The 21386-nt window shown below is 48.6% G+C and carries 29 protein-coding genes and 1 pseudogene; 16 read left to right on the top strand and 14 right to left on the bottom strand.

Translation table 11 applies throughout. From position 1 onward, the window contains the following. Positions 1–43: 43 nt before the first annotated feature. From H6G00_RS01440 to H6G00_RS01430, 3 genes are read right to left on the bottom strand one after another with little or no spacing between them, the layout of a single operon-like run. On the bottom strand, positions 44–355 hold the full coding sequence (locus H6G00_RS01440; protein ID WP_190795320.1) for a hypothetical protein: 312 nt from the start codon (positions 353–355) through the stop codon (positions 44–46). Between the two features lie 5 nt (positions 356–360). Beyond that, a complete protein-coding gene (locus H6G00_RS01435; protein WP_190795319.1) occupies positions 361–954 on the bottom strand; it encodes a hypothetical protein in 594 nt (197 codons plus the stop codon). 4 nt (positions 955–958) lie between these two features. Continuing rightward, complete coding sequence (locus H6G00_RS01430) at positions 959–2461, bottom strand: hypothetical protein (RefSeq protein WP_190795318.1); 1503 nt, start codon at positions 2459–2461, stop codon at positions 959–961. Positions 2462–2887: 426 nt separating this feature from the next. Here H6G00_RS01430 and H6G00_RS01425 point away from each other — a divergent pair, with 426 nt between their 5' ends. After that, positions 2888–3694, top strand: coding sequence for a hypothetical protein (locus H6G00_RS01425; protein ID WP_190795317.1), 807 nt, complete (start codon positions 2888–2890; stop codon positions 3692–3694). Here H6G00_RS01425 and H6G00_RS01420 read toward each other — a convergent pair. The 3 genes from H6G00_RS01420 to H6G00_RS01410 form a co-directional block, all read right to left on the bottom strand. After that, positions 3666–4085 carry a hypothetical protein gene (locus tag H6G00_RS01420; protein ID WP_190795316.1) on the bottom strand — a complete coding sequence of 140 codons (420 nt, stop codon included), beginning with the start codon at positions 4083–4085 and terminating at the stop codon, positions 3666–3668. The genes H6G00_RS01425 and H6G00_RS01420 overlap by 29 nt on opposite strands. Positions 4086–4316: 231 nt before the next feature. After that, positions 4317–5513 carry a hypothetical protein gene (locus H6G00_RS01415; protein WP_190795315.1) on the bottom strand — a complete coding sequence of 399 codons (1197 nt, stop codon included), beginning with the start codon at positions 5511–5513 and terminating at the stop codon, positions 4317–4319. 64 nt (positions 5514–5577) lie between these two features. Further along, complete coding sequence (locus H6G00_RS01410; protein WP_190795314.1) at positions 5578–6561, bottom strand: hypothetical protein; 984 nt, start codon at positions 6559–6561, stop codon at positions 5578–5580. A gap of 118 nt (positions 6562–6679) precedes the next feature. On the opposite strand from H6G00_RS01410, the gene H6G00_RS01405 reads away from it, so the two are divergent. Together H6G00_RS01405 and H6G00_RS01400 are read left to right on the top strand one after the other, a co-directional pair. Beyond that, positions 6680–7009: a type II toxin-antitoxin system prevent-host-death family antitoxin gene (locus tag H6G00_RS01405; RefSeq protein WP_190795313.1), complete on the top strand. Its 330-nt coding sequence runs from the start codon at positions 6680–6682 to the stop codon at positions 7007–7009. After that, positions 6982–7395: an HNH endonuclease signature motif containing protein gene (locus H6G00_RS01400; RefSeq protein ID WP_190795312.1), complete on the top strand. Its 414-nt coding sequence runs from the start codon at positions 6982–6984 to the stop codon at positions 7393–7395. The genes H6G00_RS01405 and H6G00_RS01400 overlap by 28 nt, the downstream gene beginning before the upstream one ends. Before the next feature lie 64 nt (positions 7396–7459). On the opposite strand, the gene H6G00_RS01395 is transcribed toward H6G00_RS01400, so the two are convergent. Further along, positions 7460–7657: a hypothetical protein gene (locus H6G00_RS01395; protein WP_190795311.1), complete on the bottom strand. Its 198-nt coding sequence runs from the start codon at positions 7655–7657 to the stop codon at positions 7460–7462. A gap of 184 nt (positions 7658–7841) precedes the next feature. Between H6G00_RS01395 and H6G00_RS01390 the strand changes: the two genes are divergently transcribed. The 9 genes from H6G00_RS01390 (at position 7842) to H6G00_RS01350 (ending at position 12919) form a co-directional block, all read left to right on the top strand. After that, a complete protein-coding gene (locus H6G00_RS01390; RefSeq protein ID WP_190795310.1) occupies positions 7842–8939 on the top strand; it encodes a hypothetical protein in 1098 nt (365 codons plus the stop codon). After that, positions 8920–9390, top strand: coding sequence for a hypothetical protein (locus H6G00_RS01385; protein WP_190795309.1), 471 nt, complete (start codon positions 8920–8922; stop codon positions 9388–9390). The genes H6G00_RS01390 and H6G00_RS01385 overlap by 20 nt, the downstream gene beginning before the upstream one ends. Positions 9391–9424: 34 nt before the next feature. Next, positions 9425–10135 carry a hypothetical protein gene (locus tag H6G00_RS01380; protein WP_190795308.1) on the top strand — a complete coding sequence of 237 codons (711 nt, stop codon included), beginning with the start codon at positions 9425–9427 and terminating at the stop codon, positions 10133–10135. A gap of 148 nt (positions 10136–10283) precedes the next feature. Further along, a complete protein-coding gene (locus H6G00_RS01375; protein ID WP_190795307.1) occupies positions 10284–10733 on the top strand; it encodes a hypothetical protein in 450 nt (149 codons plus the stop codon). Then, a complete protein-coding gene (locus H6G00_RS34555; RefSeq protein WP_199318261.1) occupies positions 10730–11140 on the top strand; it encodes a hypothetical protein in 411 nt (136 codons plus the stop codon). The genes H6G00_RS01375 and H6G00_RS34555 overlap by 4 nt, the downstream gene beginning before the upstream one ends. Positions 11141–11168: 28 nt before the next feature. After that, entirely contained in the window at positions 11169–11711 is a 543-nt protein-coding gene (locus H6G00_RS01365) for a hypothetical protein (protein WP_190795306.1), read from the top strand. Then, positions 11708–12187, top strand: a complete 480-nt coding sequence (locus H6G00_RS35090; protein ID WP_242042083.1) for a hypothetical protein — start codon at positions 11708–11710, stop codon at positions 12185–12187. Before H6G00_RS01365 ends, H6G00_RS35090 begins: the two co-directional genes overlap by 4 nt. Beyond that, complete coding sequence (locus H6G00_RS01355; RefSeq protein WP_190795305.1) at positions 12162–12569, top strand: hypothetical protein; 408 nt, start codon at positions 12162–12164, stop codon at positions 12567–12569. The genes H6G00_RS35090 and H6G00_RS01355 overlap by 26 nt, the downstream gene beginning before the upstream one ends. Positions 12570–12640: 71 nt before the next feature. Continuing rightward, positions 12641–12919 carry an HU family DNA-binding protein gene (locus H6G00_RS01350; RefSeq protein WP_190795304.1) on the top strand — a complete coding sequence of 93 codons (279 nt, stop codon included), beginning with the start codon at positions 12641–12643 and terminating at the stop codon, positions 12917–12919. Positions 12920–12990: 71 nt separating this feature from the next. On the opposite strand, the gene H6G00_RS01345 is transcribed toward H6G00_RS01350, so the two are convergent. From H6G00_RS01345 to H6G00_RS01335, 3 genes are all read right to left on the bottom strand, one after another. Further along, positions 12991–13425, bottom strand: coding sequence for a hypothetical protein (locus H6G00_RS01345; protein WP_190795303.1), 435 nt, complete (start codon positions 13423–13425; stop codon positions 12991–12993). Then, positions 13422–14321, bottom strand: a complete 900-nt coding sequence (locus H6G00_RS01340) for a ParA family protein (protein ID WP_190795302.1) — start codon at positions 14319–14321, stop codon at positions 13422–13424. Before H6G00_RS01340 ends, H6G00_RS01345 begins: the two co-directional genes overlap by 4 nt. Before the next feature lie 221 nt (positions 14322–14542). Continuing rightward, positions 14543–14743 (bottom strand): hypothetical protein, encoded by a 201-nt coding sequence (locus H6G00_RS01335; protein ID WP_190795301.1) that lies wholly within the window; start codon positions 14741–14743, stop codon positions 14543–14545. 104 nt (positions 14744–14847) lie between these two features. Between H6G00_RS01335 and H6G00_RS01330 the strand changes: the two genes are divergently transcribed. Genes H6G00_RS01330 through H6G00_RS01315 form a run of 4 tightly spaced genes read left to right on the top strand, consistent with a single transcriptional unit; the run spans position 14848 to position 17938 of the window. After that, entirely contained in the window at positions 14848–15501 is a 654-nt protein-coding gene (locus tag H6G00_RS01330) for a hypothetical protein (RefSeq protein ID WP_190795300.1), read from the top strand. Positions 15502–15509: 8 nt separating this feature from the next. Then, positions 15510–16646 (top strand): ATP-binding protein, encoded by a 1137-nt coding sequence (locus tag H6G00_RS01325; protein ID WP_190795299.1) that lies wholly within the window; start codon positions 15510–15512, stop codon positions 16644–16646. Beyond that, positions 16643–17110, top strand: coding sequence for a response regulator (locus H6G00_RS01320; RefSeq protein ID WP_190795298.1), 468 nt, complete (start codon positions 16643–16645; stop codon positions 17108–17110). The genes H6G00_RS01325 and H6G00_RS01320 overlap by 4 nt, the downstream gene beginning before the upstream one ends. Before the next feature lie 3 nt (positions 17111–17113). After that, positions 17114–17938, top strand: a complete 825-nt coding sequence (locus H6G00_RS01315; RefSeq protein WP_190795297.1) for a hypothetical protein — start codon at positions 17114–17116, stop codon at positions 17936–17938. Here the strand turns inward: H6G00_RS01315 and H6G00_RS01310 are convergent. From H6G00_RS01310 to H6G00_RS01295, 4 genes and pseudogenes are all read right to left on the bottom strand, one after another. Beyond that, on the bottom strand, positions 17935–18288 hold the full coding sequence (locus tag H6G00_RS01310) for a hypothetical protein (protein WP_190795296.1): 354 nt from the start codon (positions 18286–18288) through the stop codon (positions 17935–17937). The two genes, H6G00_RS01315 and H6G00_RS01310, sit on opposite strands and share 4 nt — an antisense overlap. Before the next feature lie 217 nt (positions 18289–18505). Then, entirely contained in the window at positions 18506–20026 is a 1521-nt protein-coding gene (locus H6G00_RS01305; protein WP_190795295.1) for a hypothetical protein, read from the bottom strand. A 7-nt stretch (positions 20027–20033) separates the two neighbouring features. Continuing rightward, positions 20034–20474: a discoidin domain-containing protein gene (locus H6G00_RS01300; protein WP_190795294.1), complete on the bottom strand. Its 441-nt coding sequence runs from the start codon at positions 20472–20474 to the stop codon at positions 20034–20036. A 1-nt stretch (position 20475) separates the two neighbouring features. Further along, positions 20476–21386 (bottom strand): annotated as a pseudogene (locus H6G00_RS01295) (hypothetical protein); the annotation flags it as partial.

Here is a 21386-nt window from a genome sequence, read left to right as displayed (position 1 = left end):
ACGTCGCACGTCGATGCTGTGAAATAGATGATGAGCTTCGCGATCAGCCTTTAAGTGCCTTCAGGCGATCGCGTTCCCATCGCAGAATTAAATCAATCAAAACCTGAGCATCGTCGGCTGAGCAGTGTACCGCCATTACTACTCCATCACAGCTAGGCATGATCTCGCTTCGCCCTGGGGTAGTTTGCCCTGGGCGAAGCCCCTTCTCATTGCCTGGAGGCAGCATGGGCAACAATATTGGCTTTTGAGCTTCTAGAGCAGCATCAAATAGCCGCCATGCTGCTTCTCCCACTGAGATGTTTTTCAGGCTTGCGGGGGTTAGATTCCGCACTTCTTTGAGGAACTTTTTGCCCATGTCAGCTATTTGCTAGTTTTTCCTAGCGCCTCCAAAATCTCTTGAATTGGGCGTTTCCGCGCCACCTTGGTCTTCAGCATCTCAATTTTATGAGCAGCTTTTGCCTTGGGTGCCCCTCCCTTGGGGTGTTGCCCAACATAAACGCTGCGATGCTCGCGCCCACACTCATGCTCCTCTGACGGGATCTCATAGTGGAACCAATATTCCACATAATCCTGCTTGGCTGTACTTTTGCTTTTAGTACACCACCACACGGAGTAACCCCTAGCGGTATAGCCCCCGCCATTACCGGATTTTCCAATTGGAAAATCTGCATTCTCATCACTGGGTTTAGCACTGGGTTTATCCCCGTTCGGGCTAGATGAAGCCTCATCTGGGCTACCAGCATCCCCGCTTGGGCTAGATGAAGCCCTATCAAGGCTTTCTTGTAGGTCCTGGATTAACTTTTTCCGCTCCGACAGTGGCAGGTTGAGGGCTGCTGCTGTGATCTGCTCTAAAGAAAGGGCGATCGCCGGAACGTCCACAAGTCTTAGCTCTCGCCCGTTTTCCTGGTGGAAGCTACCCGCACCTTTCCACCAGGAATTTCTGTTAGTCACCATAGGTTCAAAACTCCTGCTCAGGGCCTAATTCAGTGAGGTACAGCCCTGGCTTTGCTTCAGTCCATGTGGCGATCGCCTCCCTGATCCAGTCATCCCCTTGCTGGTAAGCCTCGCGCAGCCCTGCCAGCCCTACGTCAATCTGTTCGTCGCAGTCTGATTCAAACCCTCGCTCAGCTTCGCGCAGGAACCCCTCTGCCAGCTCCCAGAGCGATCGCCTATGGGTTAGGGCATCCAGGTCAGAATCGCTGTGGATTTGCCGTAGCACTCGAATCGGGCTGAGATCAAATCCATACTGCGAATCATTCCACACGCGCAGTAATCTCACCTGAATCTCCCCCATTTGCTCAGGCAGATATTCAGGAGCCACTTCCTCGACCAGACCAGCCGTGATGAGTTTGGCGTAGAAAACCAGGTCAAATTCTGGTTTTGAATTTTGGGTTTGTGGGTGAGGGTCGGGTTTACCTTCGGCTGGTTGAGGTGATGGCTGAGCGGCGATCGCCTCTGCCTGTCTGGATTGCACACCCTGGAGATATCCAGTTTTCAGATAGTTCGAGGCATGAGGGAAACTTTCATAAAATCCATTTGGGTCAGATGCAGCTTGTCTTTGCCGATCCCCAAAATCCCATTGGAAAAGCTCCAACAGGCTTGCATCATTCCAACCTTCAAACCCCAGATGCAGATAAGCTGCACGGGCCAAATCCACGTCGCCCTTACGACCGGCTTTTGTACCGCAGTAATTTTGCCAGAATTTCTGAAAGCCTGTCTCTGTAGTGTTTCCAGAGTTTCCAGAGTTTCCAAAATTTTCAAACTCGTCGGCTGGAGCGGAACCTCGATCACCTTCACTAGTTGCGCTCTTGACTAGTGTTTTTTGAGATCCCTTCCCCCCTCCGTTTTCCACAACTGGGCTTTCTTGTTCTACTTCCGGAACTTCTACTTTTTCCCCAGTCACGCTCTCACTCGAAAAAGGTTGTGAGAGATCCGGAAAGTTTAAACTGATCTGAAGAGAACCAGATGTTTGCCCAGTCAGGCTTTCAGGCTGCGAATTTAAGCTTTTTTTGGAATTTCTCAATTTTCTCTGAGGTTCATTAATTCCAGTTGGCGATCGCCTAATTTTTTTTCTGGAGCGATCGCCCAGAGGTTTGATTGGCCCGCAGTGGAAGGCTACTACCTGCATCATTCCGCCCCTAAAATCGTGAACGATTTTAACTAGGCTTTTTTCGGCAAGTTTTTTGATTGCTTGCCGCATTGTTTCGAGGTGATAGCCCTTGCCTTTCCTGCTGCCATATCCGCAGGAAATTCGCTCTGCTATTTCCTGTAAATTTACAATCTGCTTAACGCCTGCAACCGTGTTCCTGAGCAGGTCTTGCCAAAGTAGTATCGCCGAACGAGGCAGATCTAAAACTGCCGCCTGAGTGTCTTTTGTCCAGATTGTGAAGGGTTCATCTGGATCGGGTTGATGTGCAAAATCTGCGCGAAAACTCTCGTCAAACGCGGGGTTTAGTGACATAATAATTGAGTGTTAATGTTCTGAGCGCGACAAACTTTCAGGTAACAGCGGCACTGATACCTGAAGAAGCGTGAATTACTTTCTTAAAACCCAAACTTGTTGCTGCAAGTTCGGGTTTTTTGCTGTTTACAGCCTAGAACGGCTGTCCTATCCTGAGTTCATTGGGCTTCCCCTTCTTTTGGTAGAGCAAATTTTGTAACGGTAGTAACTTTGGGTTGAAACAATTTCCCATTGTTAGGAAATTTCGAGTAGAGTCTTTCTACTGCTAACTTGCATAGTCTGAGATTACTCCTAATCCGATCAGAAAGATACTACTCTCAGCCGCTATCTGCAAGCTATGATTTTTGTAAATAAGGAGGTGTGCGAGTGGTAATGGCACCTAATATTGTGTCCCAGTTGGTGAGTCCCCCTGTAAAGAGTCCGAGAATGATAGCGTTTGGGCAGGCTGTTACCGCTTCTCTTGCCTACCAAGACTGGAAGTATCGCAATCAGAAAGAGCTGACCAAGCAAATAAATTTAAAGTTTGGTAGCCCTGGAGAGAGGGTCATTAGCGAGCAAACCGTATCCCGCTGGGTTAACGCTGAACTTCGAGATGAGTGGCTTGAAATCAAGCAAGATACCTTGAAGTTATTTGCCCCATTCGTGTTTCGAGTTTTAAAAATTGTTCCAGTTTCCGCGAATCCGCAAGAAGGCGATCGCGTGATTTTGGACTTGAGCCAAACTTACGAGGATTGTCCAGAGCAACTACTGGAAATTTATAAATTAAGGGAAGTAGTAACTTCTCGGACGTATCAACACCCTAAAGCTGGAAAAATTATTAGGGAAAACGACCGAGAACCAGCTATGACCGAAACGGGATGGAAGTATGTCGCGGCAGTTATGAAAACCGCACGACTCGCTCTTGACCCCCCCCACGGGATGCCCATCTACAGACTGATCGATGTACTAGCGAGCAGCAGCGCCGTTGTTGTATCGCCAGAAGAATTAATTAGATTTGAGCTAGGCAATCATTCGCTACAAGATCCGCCCAGGCCTCGCTTAATCATGGGTTTAGTCTCGCTAGAACACGCAATAAACCCAGCGACAGGGAAGCCCTATACCTCGGAAGAGGTTGCTGAGATTGCTTTAGGCGAAGTTATCCCGATCAATCCAGAAACGGGCAAGCCGTTCTCGAAAGAGGAGCTACGAGCGCTTGGAATCGCGATCAATGGCGAATGTCTCTCGCACAACTAACATTTACGCCTTCGAGCCAGTGATGATCACTGGCTCGAAGCTGCAAATCAGCTAATTTCTCGGACAAAAAAAATCGATAGAGCTTGGATAATTTCGTTGTCCAGGATAACGGCTTGAGCGATTTATTTGTTGGTAAAACAAGAATTCTCTCTATCTTTTCCCCCGATTTTAGTTGCAGCAGGGCTAGCCCAATTTCTGCCACTGAATCTGATAGAAACTGATAGTCTTCAACATTATCCTTAAGATGTTGAATCAGTAGACTGGTTGATATACTTCCGTCTGCGTTTTCTGTTGCTAAGGTAGTTAATCGGCAATTAATCGAGAGCCATCGGGATAGGTGAGACGGGCAATTTTCAAGCACTTCCCAAATTGCCAAATTGTCGGACTGCATTTTTGTTGCGCACCCTGAAGAAAACCATTATTAGGCATCTATTTAGGTTAATAGAAAGGGAGAATAATGTAGCTCTTATCTCCTAAAAATACGTGTTTCCAGTGCTTTGATGTGCCAGTAAAAAGATGAATTCTCCGTATTTCCCGCATGAGTTTTTTAAAACAAAGAAGCGCCAAGAATTTTACAAAGTAAAGGATTCTTGGCGCTAAAACTTTGGAGGGAAATGAGAAATTACAGCTTAGCCGAATAATCAGCGCAGGCTTTGCGGAATCGGGTTAGCTGGTTGCTCTTGCTGCGAGGGGTCGATTCTGCTGGAAGCAGGCTACCAATCTTGTCGAGATAAGGTTGAGCAGCCTCGGTGTTATTGGCGATCGCCTGCAAAACTTGCTTTGCTACGTCTGGAGTTTTGTCGATTCCCAGCTTGCCTAGCATCAGTTCGATTGTGGCGTTCCAGTCATTCTTAACCAGCTTCATGCCCCGCTTGAAGGTAGTTGGTAGTGCAGTGGTTGGGGCGCTATCGTTAGCAACAGCAACTTCTTGCTGTTGTTCAGCGGGTTTTTCTGCAACCGCCTTAGCCGTAGCTTTGGGTTTAGCTGGAGCTGGGGCTGGAGCTGTTTCAGCAGCAATATCTGCTGTTCCTAATGCGCTGAAGGAGGATTTCAAACTTTTTAGAAACTGGAGTTCTGGCCCGATCGCTTCAACAACTGCTGCCTTTACAGTTTCCTGCGAAATGGTTGCAGTATTCAGGCTAGACATCCGAGTTTCAAACTCCTCACGAATGAACTGCTTGAGTTTTGCGAGCAGTGGATCAAGGGGATTATCTGGGGGTAACTCTGAGCCGTTAACTGATTGGGCGGTTGAAGGAGATAATACTTCGAGTTCGGTTTGCAGGGCTGTTGGCATGATCGTTTCTCCGCTTTCTGACTTTGCAGGCTTTGAAATCGATTGTAATTCTTCCATCCAGCTATTAACAGAGTTTTGACTAACTAACTGAATTTCAACTTTGGAAGCCGCGCAAATTAACCATGCCTCTTGCTCAAAATCTACGTCTTCTCGAAGAGAATTTGCTATCTCAGGTTCAGAGCAAAATATGTGCAGGGTTCGGTCTAATCCAGATAGATAAAGGGAGCAATTTTCTAATACAGCAGCGAAAAATCCCTTAAATCGTTGCAGCCGGTGTTGATCTAATGCTCCGATGTCGCTCTCTTGCAAAGTTCCAATCGTTTGAATTGATAGCTTTGCAGCACATACTATTCGAGCATCCACCGCAATTTCTGCGCTTGCCCACAAGTCCTCAGCTTGAACTGGGTTCGCCAACACATGAATAACTCGGCTGGCAACATCAAACCAAAAATCGCACCCCTGAAGCAGAGTGGAGTGCATTGATATAAATCGATTAAATCGAAATTCGTCAAACGTAGGAATCATGGTTGGGGTGAAAATCGCGGCACTGCCCTAGAGTGCCCGATCGCCTCTCCCCCAGTTCAAGCCCCTACCTGCGCCCGTTTCGCCCGTTGACAGAGGCTAGGGTGAGCGGCTGCTCCCCTGGCTCCTGTCCTCTCAGGTGGAGTAGGAAACCGATTAGCTCACTGTCGGTCATCTGCTTGCGCGTTCGCTTGCCGAAGGTTTCCAGAATGTATTGCTGTCCCCGCTCTTTACTCCAGCCCAGCCGCGCTAGCTCCACATCGGTCTTTGCAATCAGGTCTGAAGTGTCGTCAAGCCCACTTGTGTCAAAGACTGGTTCTGAAGCTGGAGTGGGAAGCTGTGCGGTCTGAGGCGGCTGAGCAGCCGCAGGAGGGGAAATCTCTAGTGGCTCTAGTTCGGGCAGGTTGAGCGGCGCGGGAACGTAGTCCTGGAAGTCAAAAACATCCGAAACCACATCATCTGGAGCTTCGGCGCTCACGGCATCGATCGCCCCCTCTTCATCGGGCACAGTGAACCCGCAAATTGAAAGCGTTACGCGCCGTTTGGCGGCTGTCTCTGCCTTCATCAGAGCATTGGCTAGATTTTTGGGACTCATGGGCTTGTCGTAGTCGTGGGTCGATACAACTCCTGATGCCTCATCTACTCGCCCATCTGGAGTTTTGGCGATCGCCACCACCTGATAAACCTTTCCTACAAACTCACGGGATTTGATCTCAACCGAAATTCCCCGATTTTCCCGCAACTGCTGAGCGGCTGACTGGTTAGGCGATAGCTTCAAAATCGGCTCTTTTGGAACGTCTTTTCCCCTAGATATTTCGCCTGGGATGTAGTCCAGCGGTCGTGTTGCTGGGTTTAACCCAACCTGTTTGCAATACCAGATGTAATAGAGCCTGCGTTCTACCGCAGTCAGCCCGTGAGCGTTGCCGCTCATTAAAACCTCTTCCCATCGCTGTGGTAGCTCATCAAACTCGTACAAGCTTCCGCCCGTTAACAGCGCTTGTTTAAATTCTGGAGATATATAAAGCGGCGGATTAGAGCTTTCAGGCTGCATGACATTCACCAATTAGTTAATAGTTAAAAGCTTCGTATTCCTTAGAATCCCCATCTGCCGGGAATCGCTAGTAAAATTATAACAAACTTACTAAAGATACTAAAGTTACTAAACACTGATGATCTTGCTCTCGATTACTGAACTGCGAACGCGCTCCGGCAAATATCGGCGGGAGGCACAGCAAAAGGATTTTGCAATCACGCAGTACAACTATCCGGTTGCTGTGTTGATTAGTGCTGAGAAAGCTAAAGCTCTGGAACTGAAGCGAACGCGCGAGGTTTCGATGAGTGAATTTCAGCATCAGCTCACCGACTTTTGGCTAGAGTTTGAGGCAGATAGTTTGGATGCCGTTTTTGGTTTGTTTCGGGGTAGGAGGGCGATCGCCCTGATTGCTCCAAAGTTCTTTCCTGAGCTAGAGCTATGTACAGCCCAAACTGGGACGAAATAAGCTACCGCAAAAAACAGGAGGCTGATTGGAAATGTGAGCTTTGTGGGGAGCAGTGCGCCAAACCGGGAGAGGCAACCGAGGAACTTCCAGCGCTGTACTTGCAGCTCGAACTACTGGAAGCTGAACCCTCTGAGTGCCCTGAAATAACTCCCAGGCTCAGGCAACTGCAAACTCATCACATTGATCGCGACACTACCAACGATGCAGATGACAACCTAATTGCCCTATGCGATCGCTGCCACCTGGACGTACACAGGGGCGATCGCTTTGGGCGTAAAGTTCGCCCCGGTCAATTAGCCCTGGTGAGGCTCAAGCAAGGAATCTGGCAAAGCTGGGGAGAATTAGCAGGCGAATCAGTAGGTGATTTTCCTAAAGAGGCTTTCTGACTGGGATTTGTCGCCTAATAATCCCCTAATACCTCCCCCTTTTCCAATTGGAAAAGGGGGTTCTTTATTCCAGATATTTCTCCCAGTCTTCAGGCTTAATTTCACCCGATGCGATCGCCGCTTCAATCGTGTCTTTAATGATTTTTGCCGCATGAAGGGTAAACGGGCGGTCGTTCTTATCGCCTAGTGCCTGCAACTGGGCTTTTACTAGCGGCGGCAAGCGAACGGTAATCAGGCGAATTTCCTCTGACTCTGGCGGCATGTGGGCTTTATTGGGCTTTAAGTGGGCGATCTTTCAACTCATTCTATCCAGTTGCAGTATCACAAAAATTCTGCCCGACTATTCAAGAATCTTTGAGAATATTTTGCAATCTCACAGATTCTCTGAGATTCTTTTGTGTTAGCCTTCTAATCAGTTGGGCTAAAAGGGGGCTTGATCAGGTTTTATGGCGACGCGAACTAGTCGAAATCAAAACAATGGGTCTGTATCTGAAGCTGGGTTAACTGAGCTGCAACCTGTTGCTTCAACTCGAAGCAGCCGAAATCGCAGTAATATGCTGCACACAATTGAGCAGTATGAAGGTGATTTTGGAAACAGAGTTTTCAAATACCCAACCCACGACGGGCGGTATCGAAAAGATCCCGCATTTTTCAAGAAATATCGGGATGGAGATCCCGATGAGCCGTTCTGGGATGAGCAGACCAACTTGCTAGAGATGGACGACTCAATCATTCAATTCGGTAGAGGTGCTGAGGAGATGGGTGGAAAGCCTATTTTCCAGTACGAGGGGCGCAAGTCAGAAATGGCTTTGCAGATTTTGCTTGCTTGCTTGGATAGTCCCTATCCAGAGACAAAAATCAGTCGGTTAGTCTTGCCTGTTCCCACGACTAAAAGAGGATCTGAATACTGCGAGGGTATCCAGCAGTGTGCAGGAACTCATGTGTATAAGCGCAATGGGGAGAAGAAACGGCTCACCATTGAGCAAGCCATCTCAGTAGATGAGGGTTTTGGAACCTTCCTGTACTGCAAAAAGAACAAGTTGATCCATCGCCCCGACGAACTTACTGCGGTAATTTCGCTAGGCGGTAAAGACCTGTTCGGTCGCGTGTTTCAGCCCAACGGCAAATTGATTCGCAAATACGAATTTAGGCTAAAGGGCACATTCGGCTGGGCCCAGGAGTTAGAGCCAATCATTTCTAACAAACTGGGTAGATCGGCAAACCTATCGCGCATCATGAACTGCTTGCGCGATCGCAATTTTGTTTATGAGGAGGGCAATCACAGCATTGATTTTTCAGGGCTTTGGTCTGAAATTCACGCTGAGATTATTGATGATCTCATTGCCCAAATCGATACAGTTTGGAGTCGGCTGACACTGCCCCAAACCTTTATTGTGGGCGGTTCTTCCAGCTACCTAGCAAGCCTGGTAAGCGAAGAACTGCAAATCTACTATCCATCAACCGATACCCAAACGGTTGATGTTGAAGGCTTAAAGTATTTCGCTGAACTTTCAAACAACCTCTATGAACCAGAAGAAGAGTAGGGCGTATCTAGATCCCGATGTCAAGGCAATCTTGACCACTCTTCAATGGGTCATGGGAGAGCGGTCACTGGGGGCAGTTGTCTCGAAATTGGTGCGCCGATATGCGCTTCGATTTCTTATGTTTTGGCTAGAGTGCGAATCGCCACCACAGCTCAAAACATTGATCTGGGCAAAGATTCACAAACGCCCTAAAGCAGCGGAAATATTTGCTGAGTTTTGCGAACTCATGCCGGAGCTGGATGCGCCCGAACTGCCCACAAACAAACCTGTTGCTAAAGCTGAAGTTCCTGCTCCCCCACCTCTGCCAGCGACCGTTACAACCATTTCATTGCCAGTTGAAAAGGAAAAGAAGGTAGAACCAACGTCCCCTTCAGACAACCCAGGGGAAACCCTTTCACTGGCGGCCCGTATGCGGCAGCGTCAAAGACAAACCGCCACTAATCAATCCTGAAAATCGCCGCATTATCCTTAACCAGAATCGGCACATGAAAAAAACAAGAATCTTATTGGTTCTACTTCTCTCCACGACCGTTATTAGCTGTGGCTCCTCAGACAGCGAGGACAATTCAGAATGGGGAGAAATATTGGAGAGTGGAATCTCAGAGCTGAAAGCTCAAGGAACCTGTTTCGCTTTGCCAGGAAGCGATGCATGTGATCAAATCGAGGCTTGTTATGAAACAGCCGAAGGATGTTTTGTACTTCCAAATTTCTCAGAGGAAGTACAAAGCGATCCCGATGGGACAGTTGTTCAAGAAGTTCAAGAAGTTCAAGAAGTTGGATTTGAAGCGCCCACAGAATTGCCTAATGAGCAATTAGCAGCCACAACTTCTACGGAAATTTCTGTTGAGTCGATCGATGAATTGCCGCCAGGTGCTAGCCCTGGATGGTTGCCTCGCTGCCTGGAGATGAAAAATCCAGATTCGGCTGAGTTAGGTCGTGGTGAGTGGGATTGGATTCAGAACGGTGGCCCACTGAATCTAGACCAAGAGACACTGAACAGCATCGTTCGCTGCAAGGCGAATTACGGGATCAGAATGGGCTTCCCAGATGGTTCCCAGACGTGCGCTCCTGTCCTGATGGTGCGGCTACGCAATACAACAAAATACGGGGAGATTGTCAGGGACTCCCGCGATGGGAACCTTTTGGCGATATATGAGGGGTGGTGGAATGAAGCTATATGCGGAGTAGCGGAGTAGTCGAAGTCGAATGAAAATCACAATCACAAATATTCACATCATCAAGGCGCTAGCGATTGCCTGCATCGTACTGATGACCGTAGCCATTATCCAGGATTTACCCAGACCCGAACAAGTGTTGGAACTTTAATGAGGGAGGTGAATTTGAATGAAAAGAGCGATCGCGATCGCCATAGGTCTACTGCTGGGGGCTTGTTCCCCAGTAGGCGACTCAATCCGTGATACTGGCGGTGGAGCAATTGTTATTGGCAGCGGCAGCGGTGTTGCTAGCGGCAGCGCTGAAGCACCGATGGCTCCACCCGTATTTAACGCGGAAACCCAAAATACGGCTGCTAACCCCACCTATAAAAACGCCGCCACGATCGGAGTCGAAAAGCAGGGTCATTGCTCCAAATTAGAGCAACACCTCCAGAAACAAGGGTTAGATGTAACCCTTGTTGAAATCACAGTGGAGGGGAACAGAAACGATGGTAGGCAACTCCACTATGGTTGCCATTTTGAAGGCGAAGACTGCGGAAACTTCGATGTCAACAACAATGTAATTTCTACCCGAATAACCTGGGTAAATCCGCTGCGAGTAACAGGAAGACTGAGATGATGAACCGTAACTTACTACTTGCTCTACTTCTGATACCCCTATCAGCCTGCGCTCCGGCAGGAGACAGCATTGGCAGCACAACTGGAGGAGGAGGGGTAATCGCCTGGGGGTCTAGCAGCGGAGCTGCTTCTAGTGGAAGCTCTAGACCCATGGCCCCAACGGGCGGCGAATTGCTGGTGATGAAGCAATTTGATCCCATGACCGAAACAAGAGAATGGCACGCTGCTGCTAGCTCTGCTGATTGCAACAACATTGCTCGGCGATTGAAAAGTCAGGGGCTAAAAGTTTTTTTAGCTGATAGGCAAAGAAGAAATGATCCACTGCTGCCCATTGCCTGCATCTTTGAAGGACAAGATGCTGACCCAAATGCTGAGCGGTTTCTTTCACCTCAGCACAATAACCACTAAAATCTTAAAAACAGCGAGGAAATCAGAAATGTTGAACCTCTATTTGGCAGTTGATGACGCTGAATGCCAGTATCCGGAGTGGCTCAGTATTTCCCAAAGCGATCAGCCAATGCAGCCAAACGGGAAAGTTTCGCTAGGCTCAAATCGAGTCTGGAGCATCTTAGATGTTGATCAGTTTGAGCTAGAAGATCAAACTCACCCAGAGCGGGAATCCCCTGAAATCATTAGTGTTGGGCACTGTGACCTAAACCCTAATGAAGCTCCCCCCAGAGAGAAATGGTTCAACATCGAGAATTTTCAGGAACGTCCCCTCACAAGCCTGCAAGTTTTTGTGAATGAGCAGGGGAGCTATATCAGCGATAACTGGAACTTTACGGGGAAACGCCCTAAATTAGGCAAGCTATTGCCTCAATACAATGTTGATGACCACACCGTTACGTCCCAGCCCTGGGGCACGGTAGCGATCGACTTCTATCGCCCCCAGGAACGCCCTAATATGTTTGTGAACGGTATTTATATCGTTCACTGTATTTACGTTCCTGAAGCCCTCCGAGAACTGGCAACAGCATGAGATTCACCATATTTGAATCCGCTCTCGATACCTCACTCTTGCAAAAGGGTGAGGTGCCCTTCTGGGCAGAATGGCGATCGCCCATCCAACTTGGCGATCGCATCGCTAGCCCAGTTCGTCGCGACTGGCGAATTCTAGCGATTCAGCAATATCAATCAGCAGAATCCGAGATTGATATTGATTATGCAGTCGTTCACCCCGCTTGTGAGAGCATCCCTGAGTTTGCAGATTGGAGTATTGTTGCTCAACGTCAGTATTACCCTGACTACAATGCGGCTCTGCTGTACGGGGTTGATGGCAAGCAGCTAAGAATTAGCTTCTTTCCTAGACCCCAACCCCCCAAGGCAGAGTTTGAAAAAGATAGTGTAATTTGGGTTGCTAAACGTATCGAGAATTATGCTCCCCAAGGCAACATTGACCGCTTCTACAAAACCATCAGGATCGGCTGGTATGCCGCAACAGTGCAAGTATCCTGACTTGAGATTTAGAGAGGGCGATCGCTGGGAACAAGCAAACAGTTTTCGCGGTGGTGCCAGCGCTAAAACTTGCGGAAGCAAACCAGAATTACGCGATGCTCGTCCCTACGGCATCGCGCTTCAAGTTTTTTACCCCTGCCTATACGAGGTTTTCCAAGGGGAATGGGAGGCTGAATATCTGGAGCAGATGACAGCCGCCTTTCAGCAAGCGGCCGCTTATAAGTCATCCCCACTCGCTGTATTCTGCGTTCTGGCGATGTCCTGCCAGCCCCAGAAGCATCAAATACAAGTTTGGAAAAGCCTTACCCAGGATGCTCAGCAAGTGCTGAGTCGTATGCTAGCCCTGGCTCAAGACGATCCAGATTTTCAAAAAATTTTCTAAATAGTTAGCCGAAACTCTCTAAAGCTCCTAAAATCAATGGCTAGAGCGTTTTTATAGGATTCTTATTTCTTATGAACAAGGGTGAACTGGTAGACGCGATCGCTGAAAAGTCCAACATCAATAAGAAACAGGCTGATGCAGTTTTGACCGCTACCGTCGAATCAATCATGGAAGCGGTTTCTAAGGGCGAGAAGGTTACGCTGGTTGGCTTTGGCTCATTTGAACCACGCGAACGAAAAGCCCGTGAGGGGCGTAACCCCAAAACCGGGGAGGTGATGGAAATTCCAGCCGCAAAAGTGCCAGCCTTTTCCGCTGGCAAAGTGTTCAAAGAGAAAGTTCAATCAGCTTAAAACAAAAGTTGCTTGGTAGCGAATTAGTTTGCAACCAAGCAACCTTGCTACCACGCTACCAAGCAACCAACCTAGCCTAGCCCGAAATTCTTCAGCGTTCGCTTCAGACGGGTGATGCTGTTTTTCAATTCAGCAGCTTTACTGCGACGGGCGTAATGCTCTTTTGCTTCGGCGATCGCCTCATCCAGCCCTTCTCTTTGCAGAACGATCCAGGCGGCCTGCAGCAGAGTCTCCGGAGTTACTCCCGCGTTCTCAGCCGCTGCCTGAATTTCTGCCTTGAGCGATGACTCAAAACGAAGATGAAAACTTTCTATTTGGGGCAGCGAATCTAACTCTTGCTGCAATGTTTTTAGGGCAGTATCAGGGGTCGGTGTTTGAGGTGTTTCAGTTGCAAGCACTGGTGTCTCTCCGGTAGTTTTAGAGGCTGTTACAGCCCCAATTTCATCCACTCTAGGCGTTACAGGCTTTCTCTGGCGATTCATGAAGCGGTCGGTCGAAGAAGTCATTTAACCACCTCCGCTACAGGAGTTGTTTCCTCCCAATTGGGCAACACCGGCCCATCTGGAAGTTCAGGCAGCAAACCCAGCCGATGTAAAACCACATCCAGGGGATATTCCAGCTCTCTCAATTGCTTGGGAGACAAGCGCTTATTCTGGGATTCAGACGGCAACTCCCCGTAGTTGGTACAGCGTTTAAACACCTCTGATTCCAGGATGGGGGAAATGATGGTGTTGAGGTCAACCTGATTTTCCAGCAAAAACGACTTAATTGCATTGATTCCTGCTCTGGTTTCGAGAGTGTAGTGATTCCCTGCCAGCTTTGCCCGGAAGGGAATCACACCTAAAAACTGCCCCGAAAATGATTCGCTCTCTCGGCACTCTTCCAGCAGCAGCCAGGACTCTATAAAGGAGCCAACACCTTTGGAGTGGGCTTCGCACGGTATCACGACATGATGAGCTGCCCCAATCCCCGCGTAGCTGATGTGATCACGCTGGGGCGGGCTATCAATCACAATCAGCTTGAAATCCTTCATCACAGGTTTGAGCCGCCGCTTTAGCACAACAGCCGGATTAGGATGAGAACTCAATACCTGCTTGGCAGTATTGAGCGCTCGGTCCGATGGGATCAAAAATAGGTGAGGAGAGCGACCGGGAACAGGATAAATCGCATCCTCTAAAACCGCTGGGTCATCCGATTTCAAAACCTCCAGCAAAGTCGGGTCCGAAGCTTTCAGTTCTAGCCCCAGATAGGTTGTCAGGTTGTACTGCGGGTCAGCGTCAATTAGGAGAGTCGGAATCTCTAGAGCAGCCGCCTTTAGCCCCAAACCAAACGTGCAGGTCGTTTTTCCTTGCCCTCCACTCAGGGAGAGCGCTAACAATATCAACGCTTCATTGTTGTTCATAGGTTGAGTAAAAACGCTATTGCAATGATGCAACGTTTCTTGGTTACAAGCAACCCTGGTAGCAAGCAACCAAGCTACCAATCTACTTTGCAGCCAAGGTAATTTGAGGCGATCGCCCCTCTACTCTACGCTATTTCAACCCTTTCACGGCTTGACTTTACTGGCTTCAAGTTACCTTGCTACCAAGCAACCAAGCAACCAAACTACTTTGGATGTAGGGTTTATTGGCTGCTGTTGTCCCCAGCCGGGGTAGTTTTGCCCCACCAAACTGCTGAAACCTGCGCCAAAATCTCAAGACCTTCGGGTGAGGCTCTGAGGAGTTTATCGAGCAGCGCCATTGCGTCAATATGATCGGTCGGGATCAATCGGTCTTCGGTATAGCCAAGATAAACCTGCTCGAAGCTGACTAACACTTGCTTCATTACTTCTACCCTCGCGCGTCCTCCCTATCATTCCCGCGTAGAAAATGCTTGCGCGAACGGTTTTTGGGCAACGGGCAACTTAAGAAAGACGCACCCGTTTCTCAATGGAATTTGATCGCATTGTCCAAGATCTCGTTGCCTTCATTCACACATTGCTGTGGTGGAGGAAGGGAGAAATTAAAGAGCCGCCCTATGAGCTATTGGGGGCGGGAATTCGGTGCAAGACCGGAATTTTGCAGCACATTCGCAAAAATCCCAAACCCGGAATGCCAGATCGTCTGGTTTCCTCCTGGCTGTTTATGCCGTATCGCTATGGCAGGGATAAAACTCAAATTCGAGATCTGCATATTGATTGTGTTTGGCTAGGCCCTGTTCCGGGTTTTAGTCGGCTCAATAAAACTGAATCCCGGCGCTGGAAACCCGGAGATCCAACCCATCGCATAGAGATACTGTGGGCTTCTCACTGGGTTCGCAATGATGGCAAATTCGAGACTGAGCAGGTTTTCAGCGGCGATTATGACTTGCAAGGGAATAGCCATTACCCAGATGCTTATGCCACAAATATCATCAAAGATTTGGTGCTACTGCTCAGATATCAGGAATGGCATGAGCTTGCTTGGGCTTTTGAAATTGAGGCATCCAGGCAAACCATCATGAGGTTGGACTATACCCCCAGCAAGGCACGACAAAAAGAGCGCTCAGAAACACAGCAAAACCGCTATCTAAAACAGGGTGAATATTGGGGGAAAGGAAAATGATTGCACTCATGCCGCACGGTTCATGTTTCCTCTGGAACCCCTTCCTGACTTGGCTTCACGCCTCAGCAGACTTTTTGATTTTTGGGGCTTATGCTGCAATTTCTGTCATGTTGGCCCGGTTTCTAATCCAAAATCCGCAGCTCTGGCTAGGGCGTTTTACCTGGATTTCATTTGGATTTATTGGGTTCTGTGGCATTGGTCACGCGATTAATGCCTACAACATTTGGCATTCAGCCTATTGGGTAGAAGGCTTTTTCAAAGTAACGATCGCCGTTTTTTCGTGGGCTGCATTCACCGCCCTTCGCCTCTCATTGCCCAAAGCGAAACACCTAATCGAGCAATCAACGAAAGCCGAACAATACCGACTAGAGCTAGAGTCAACTGCAACTCAGCTCAAGGATCACGTCCAAATTTTAGAAAACTCCCACACTGAATTAGAACGCTCTAATTCAGAGCTAGAAGAGTTTGCTTACATCGTTTCCCATGACCTTCGTGCCCCCTTGAGAACTGTTGAGGGATTCTTGCAAATCCTCTTCCCTGAGCAGTTTCAGTTGAAAGATTTTGAGCTTGAGGAGAGCGATCGCGCCCAGCTTGCCGCCGACATTGTGAGCGAATATCGCCGCTTAAATGAGGTGATTGAATCAATTTTGCAGTGGAGCCGCGCGGGTCGCTCTGAGGAAGCGTTAGAACCTGTCGATGCAGAATTAGCTCTAGTCCTTGCTGTGAATGCATTGCAGAAGGATTTGTTGGACTGCGGAGCTGCTTTGCATAATGAACCCTTGCCCGTTGTGATGGGTCGCTCAACCCAGCTTCAGCAGGTATTCCAAAACTTAATTGCCAATGCGATTAAGTTTCACTTGCCCAATGCAATTCCTCACATCCAAATTTACGCCGATAAAGAAGAAGGTTGGACCGTTATCACTGTTGAGGACAACGGTATTGGGCTGGATGTTGAGCAGTTTGGAACTCAGATCTTTGGGTTTCGTAAGCGCCTGCATCACTCCGATGAATATGAGGGCAGCGGCATTGGACTCGCGCTATGCAAAAAGATGGTAGAGCGCTGCGGAGGAGTTATTTGGGTGGAGTCTACTCCCGGCAAAGGTGCCAAATTCCGATTCAAACTGAGGCTTTATTCAAAACCATGAAACGCAACATACCGCCCTTTGAGCTACTGCTGGTTGAAGATGATCCCATGCAGGTCAAGCTGATGGAGCTGCAACTTAAATCCATTAAATCTGAATGCTTCACAGCGTCAACCAACCTATCTGTTGTGCGCGACGGCGTTGCTGCTCAGGATTATCTATATCAGGCTTTAGAGCGTCAGGTGCCTCGCCCTGACCTGATTTTGCTAGATCTCAATATGCCCCGTATGGGAGGGCAAAAGTTTCTAGAATGGCTGCGAAATGAGTCAGATTTTCGGCTCAAGTGCATCCCTGTTGTGGTGTTATCAACTTCTCGAAATCAGGAAGAGGCTTTAAATGCTTATCGGCAACAAATTGCTGCATTTGTGCCCAAACCAACTGACATTACCGCTCTCCGGTCAATCCTGGAATCTATGCAGCAGCTTTGGGTCAAGTTTTCCCTGAAGCTGCCCGACGTGGAGGATTGATCAATGGAGGAAACACTCACTATTCTCTTGGTTGAGGATTCTGACGCGGATGCTCAGTTATTTCGCTTCCAGATCGTCAAGCACCCGATCCTAGAACGGTTTGAAATCCAAACTATTCACAAACATTCAATCGATAAAGCGATCGCCTGGTTGGAAGGGTCTGACACTGCTCCAGACCTAATCTGTCTGGATCTAGGTGTGCCAGGGCTGGGCAAGGAAAACTTGAAAGCCACGATTAACAAGCTTTCTCGCTACGTCGCCAAATCTGCCATCATCGGCTTAACTGGTGCTGACTCATCTTCATTAGTGTGGCGAGCGCTGGAAAGCGAGATCGGCAGTGAGAATGTATTTGGCAAAAAATCTGTAAGTCGCGATAACCAGGACATTCTAGAAGCCATCCAGCGTATCGCCTCTCAGCGTAGCAGTGGATCTAGCCGCATTATCCAAATGGAAATGGCTCGGTTAGATGAGAGGTTTAAGTCGCTAGAAAAAGACATCACAGAAATCCTGCAACGGCTTCAGAAACTCGATCAGGCGGTGTTTATGGGCAGCGGTGACGGTAAGGAATCGCTGTCCTACATGGTTTTCCAACTGCATTCTGCCTTCCCTTCCCTCGCAGCTCAAGCAGAAGTGAGTAACCTAAAAACTCGCCTTGAAGCAATCGAAAATCAGCAGGCGGAAGGGAACCTGCAATTTAAATTGAAGCGATTTGACTTTTGGCTGAAGATTGGCGGCTATGGGGCGATCGCTGTTCTTGCAGCCGTCTTTGTATTGTGGTTGGGCGGTGAAGCGGCAACCGAAATTTTGAGGGTGATTGTAGGTAGTTAAGCTGCGATCAACTCATCATCATCGCCGCCCAGCAAAGGCATCTCTAATTTGCCCTGGATGGCTTTGAGCGCTTCCCACTCCTCACTAGAGAGGAAGGATATAGTGAGTCGAATGATCCGCCGCATATCAGGATCAGAGAACTCTGATATGATTCTCAGCTCCTTTGAAACGCGGGTGATAGCGAGTCTATGCAGGAATGAACCAGTCTCAGTTTGGGCGAGTTGTTTGATCGAGAGCAATAATGCGATGCCTGCCAGCCCTTGATTCTCAGCCTGCTTGGAGCGCTCAGGTAGTGCGCCAGAGGTAGGAGGATCGGTCTTGGGTCTTGTGGGGAAAGGGATAACTTGCATACAGCTCCGCAAATGAGATAGTAGGTGTGGGCAATATGAGCGTATGCGTGACAGCATCAGCATCCGCTCATTGGGGTCTTTGAGTGGATGCTGTAACAGATTTAACAGCTAGCCAGAAAAATAGTACTGAGTAGATTTGCGGAACTTTTTTGAAGCTTCATCCGATCATCGGCAATATTTTCCGCATCTCACGTAGAACTCACTCCACAATTAGTCATTAATACTGGATTGCGGCTGACATGATGACTTGGGGATAAGTTTCAAAGTTAAACGGAACCTCATACACAAATGCAGGCATTGCTTTCAGTGGAATGGTAAGCACGGATGGGTTTGACACCTCACATTGATTTCCTGCTCCCCCATACCGCCACTTGCTAATAGGCTGGGCGATATTATTACCAGTCTCCATTCCTGGATAGCCACCATAACTTGTGTCACGGAAGAAAGGCAGTCTCGGATCATATTCTTTTCGCGCGAAGAGATAGCCGTTGTAGAGATTTACGGCTGGGTCAATTCGATATCTGTCAATGCACGGGTCGCCGGAGGAAGGGACTCGCAAACTTTTTGAGGCAAGCGATCTGCGCCAATCATTTCGGCTGGGTTCAGATAGTTCAGTGATTTGGTTTGATCTGTTAATGCTGAGCATCACCAAATTTTGAAACCCTGAAGCTTGAATGTCGTAGGCAATTGTCACAAAAGTAGTATCGCGATGAGTAGAAATGTAAGCGCGATAAAACAGAATTTCTCGCCCCTGAATGGACACAGATACGCTTCCCCTACCGCTGACGGGTCTAGCACCTCTACTTGTATCTGAAAAAAAGTTGGTGGTATACGCCAGCATCCACCAGACCGGGAAAGAGGTAAACCTTATGGTAGGGCGATCAGAGGGGAGCAGGAACTTACTCAGATAGAAAACTGGGCTAAACCGTTCCGCTCTGTTGAATCTTGGATTGGGGTCAAGATCTCGCGTTACAGATGGGAATGGCTCACCAGTAAAAGTTTCCCCCGATCGCCACGTAACAATGAATGGGTCATTTGAAAAAGCGCGTGGTGGAACATTGGTCTTGCGAAAGAAAGACTGATTTCCAATCACAACACCGTTAAGGTATTCCACTGAAGTTATGGACATTCCTACATCAGCTCTACCCTGAAATTCCCCAAACGTATGAGTCTCACCTTGCGCTGTAGCCGTGATGCTGGACGATGCACTAAAGGATCTGCCATATAATTCAACTCCCTGGTAATGCTCTCCTTCCAGCGGTTTGGTCTGACGTAGAGGTTCGGGCATATTTGCAGTTCCGCTAAAACTAGCTGAATCGCTTACCTCGAAGTCATGCCCACATCTGGGAATTTCATAGATTTTGATGGGAAGGCGATCGCCTCCTAGCCAAAACTGCACCACATCGCCGAGAGTAATGGAGTACAAAACCGCGATACGCACAGTAGTTGTATCTTCTCCCCTGCGCCGCCTATTCTGCACAACCTGCGACTGGCTTGGAATAGCAGTATTAATGCCAACTGCATACCATTGCCCCTCGTCGGTTTGAAAGACTTTTACTCTGGGTGGTGGGCATGGCGTAAAACAGGTGGCAGTGATAACGCTCCGATTTCCAATTGGATTATCGAGCTGCACCGCAATGCTTTGACCAACACTGCCGCGCCCTCGCCCTTCTGCAACCGTGACAATGCGATCGAGCGATATCCCGTACTGGCTTAGAACCTGCTCAAATGTGGTCATTAACTCATCAACTCAATCTCATTTCAGTAGTCGATAAAAAGCTACTTCTAGAAATTCTCCAATATCGAGCAGTTGTTGCAGCAAAAGTGAATTCTTTAAACTGAGTAGCTCCGGAGTCGGTTACTCCGGTGAAGGTCAACAGTGTGATCCAATTGGAGTTGTCCGTGCTGTATTGAAATACAGCATTATTGAGGTACAACGCAACTGCCCCCCAACCTGAGATATTTCCACCTCCAACAGTAACCCTGGACAGAGTTACGGGAGCTGTGTAGGTTGCTTGAATAAACTCCGGAGATCCGCTATTCGTCCCTGTTCCGGTCGTGCCGCTCATATCGTTCAAATTCGCAAAGGTGCCAGGTGTCACCGAACCGAAAACAGAGGACTGTGATGCAACCCAAACTTGAGAGACAGGACGCGATCGCAATCTAGCAAAACATGGAATTGGCATATTAATACCCCTTGCCCAGATCGCAACGTAAGGTTGTTCCGTCGTAGGAACGGCAACTCAATATGTCAACGGCATTTGCCGTTGTGCTTAGCGTTGGCGCTGTTCCACCCTGAAATCTATAAGCACTCCCGTAGGCTAATGTTCTGTTGCCTGTCGCGTCCTGCTTAATTTCAATTTCAAAGTTCGTTCCCGCAACAAAATTTGTTGGGTTCGCTAAGGTTCTGTTGCCTGCCACTGTCAGGGTGAAATAGTTTGCTGCGGAAGCATCGATCGCGATGCTCGTTGCATCAGTCAGCGCTACTGGCTTTGCTATTTGAGCTTTTGTAAAAGTCTGCGGCTTGTCGAGTACGGCGATCGCACTACTCGCCCCGTTATTCGGATCACGGAGCTTGACAATACCGTTTTCATTCCAAATTGCAGATTGGTTGCTAGCAGTGGTAGGAGCTGCGGCTGTGCTATCGAGGATAAGCGCACCTGTCGAACTGGTGACACTTCCCGCTGCTCCGGGTGTTCCGTCTCGCGCTAGAAGCTGCCAGAAGTTTGTATTGGGTGGTGGGTTGCCGCTGCTCGGAGTGGTGTTGATGTAGATGTAGCTGCCATCATTCGCCCCGCCCACCCGAAAATCAACCTGATCTAGTCGGGAGTATGTGGTCCCACCGTTGTATGTACCTCTGGGATTGAGCGATCGCCCATCTACCCCGTTCGTGCCATTCGTGCCGTTTGTCCCTGGTGCCCCCCGTGCTCCGGCTTCCCCGTCTTGCCCATCCCTAGCAAGTGGTTGCCAGTAGCTTGTATCGGTTGGAAAATATCCACTGCTGGGAGCTGGGTTGATGTAAATGTAGGTTCCGTCTTCGAGCATGTTGCCCGGACGGTATTCGACGACATCGTTGATCGAATACTGCTCAAACTCGT

Origin of the sequence: Leptolyngbya sp. FACHB-541 (genome assembly GCF_014695875.1) — a bacterium.
In the GTDB taxonomy this organism is placed as follows: domain Bacteria; phylum Cyanobacteriota; class Cyanobacteriia; order Elainellales; family Elainellaceae; genus JAAUTN01.
Note: the sequence above shows the minus strand (reverse complement) of the source record. Positions and strands in the feature narration are given on the sequence as shown.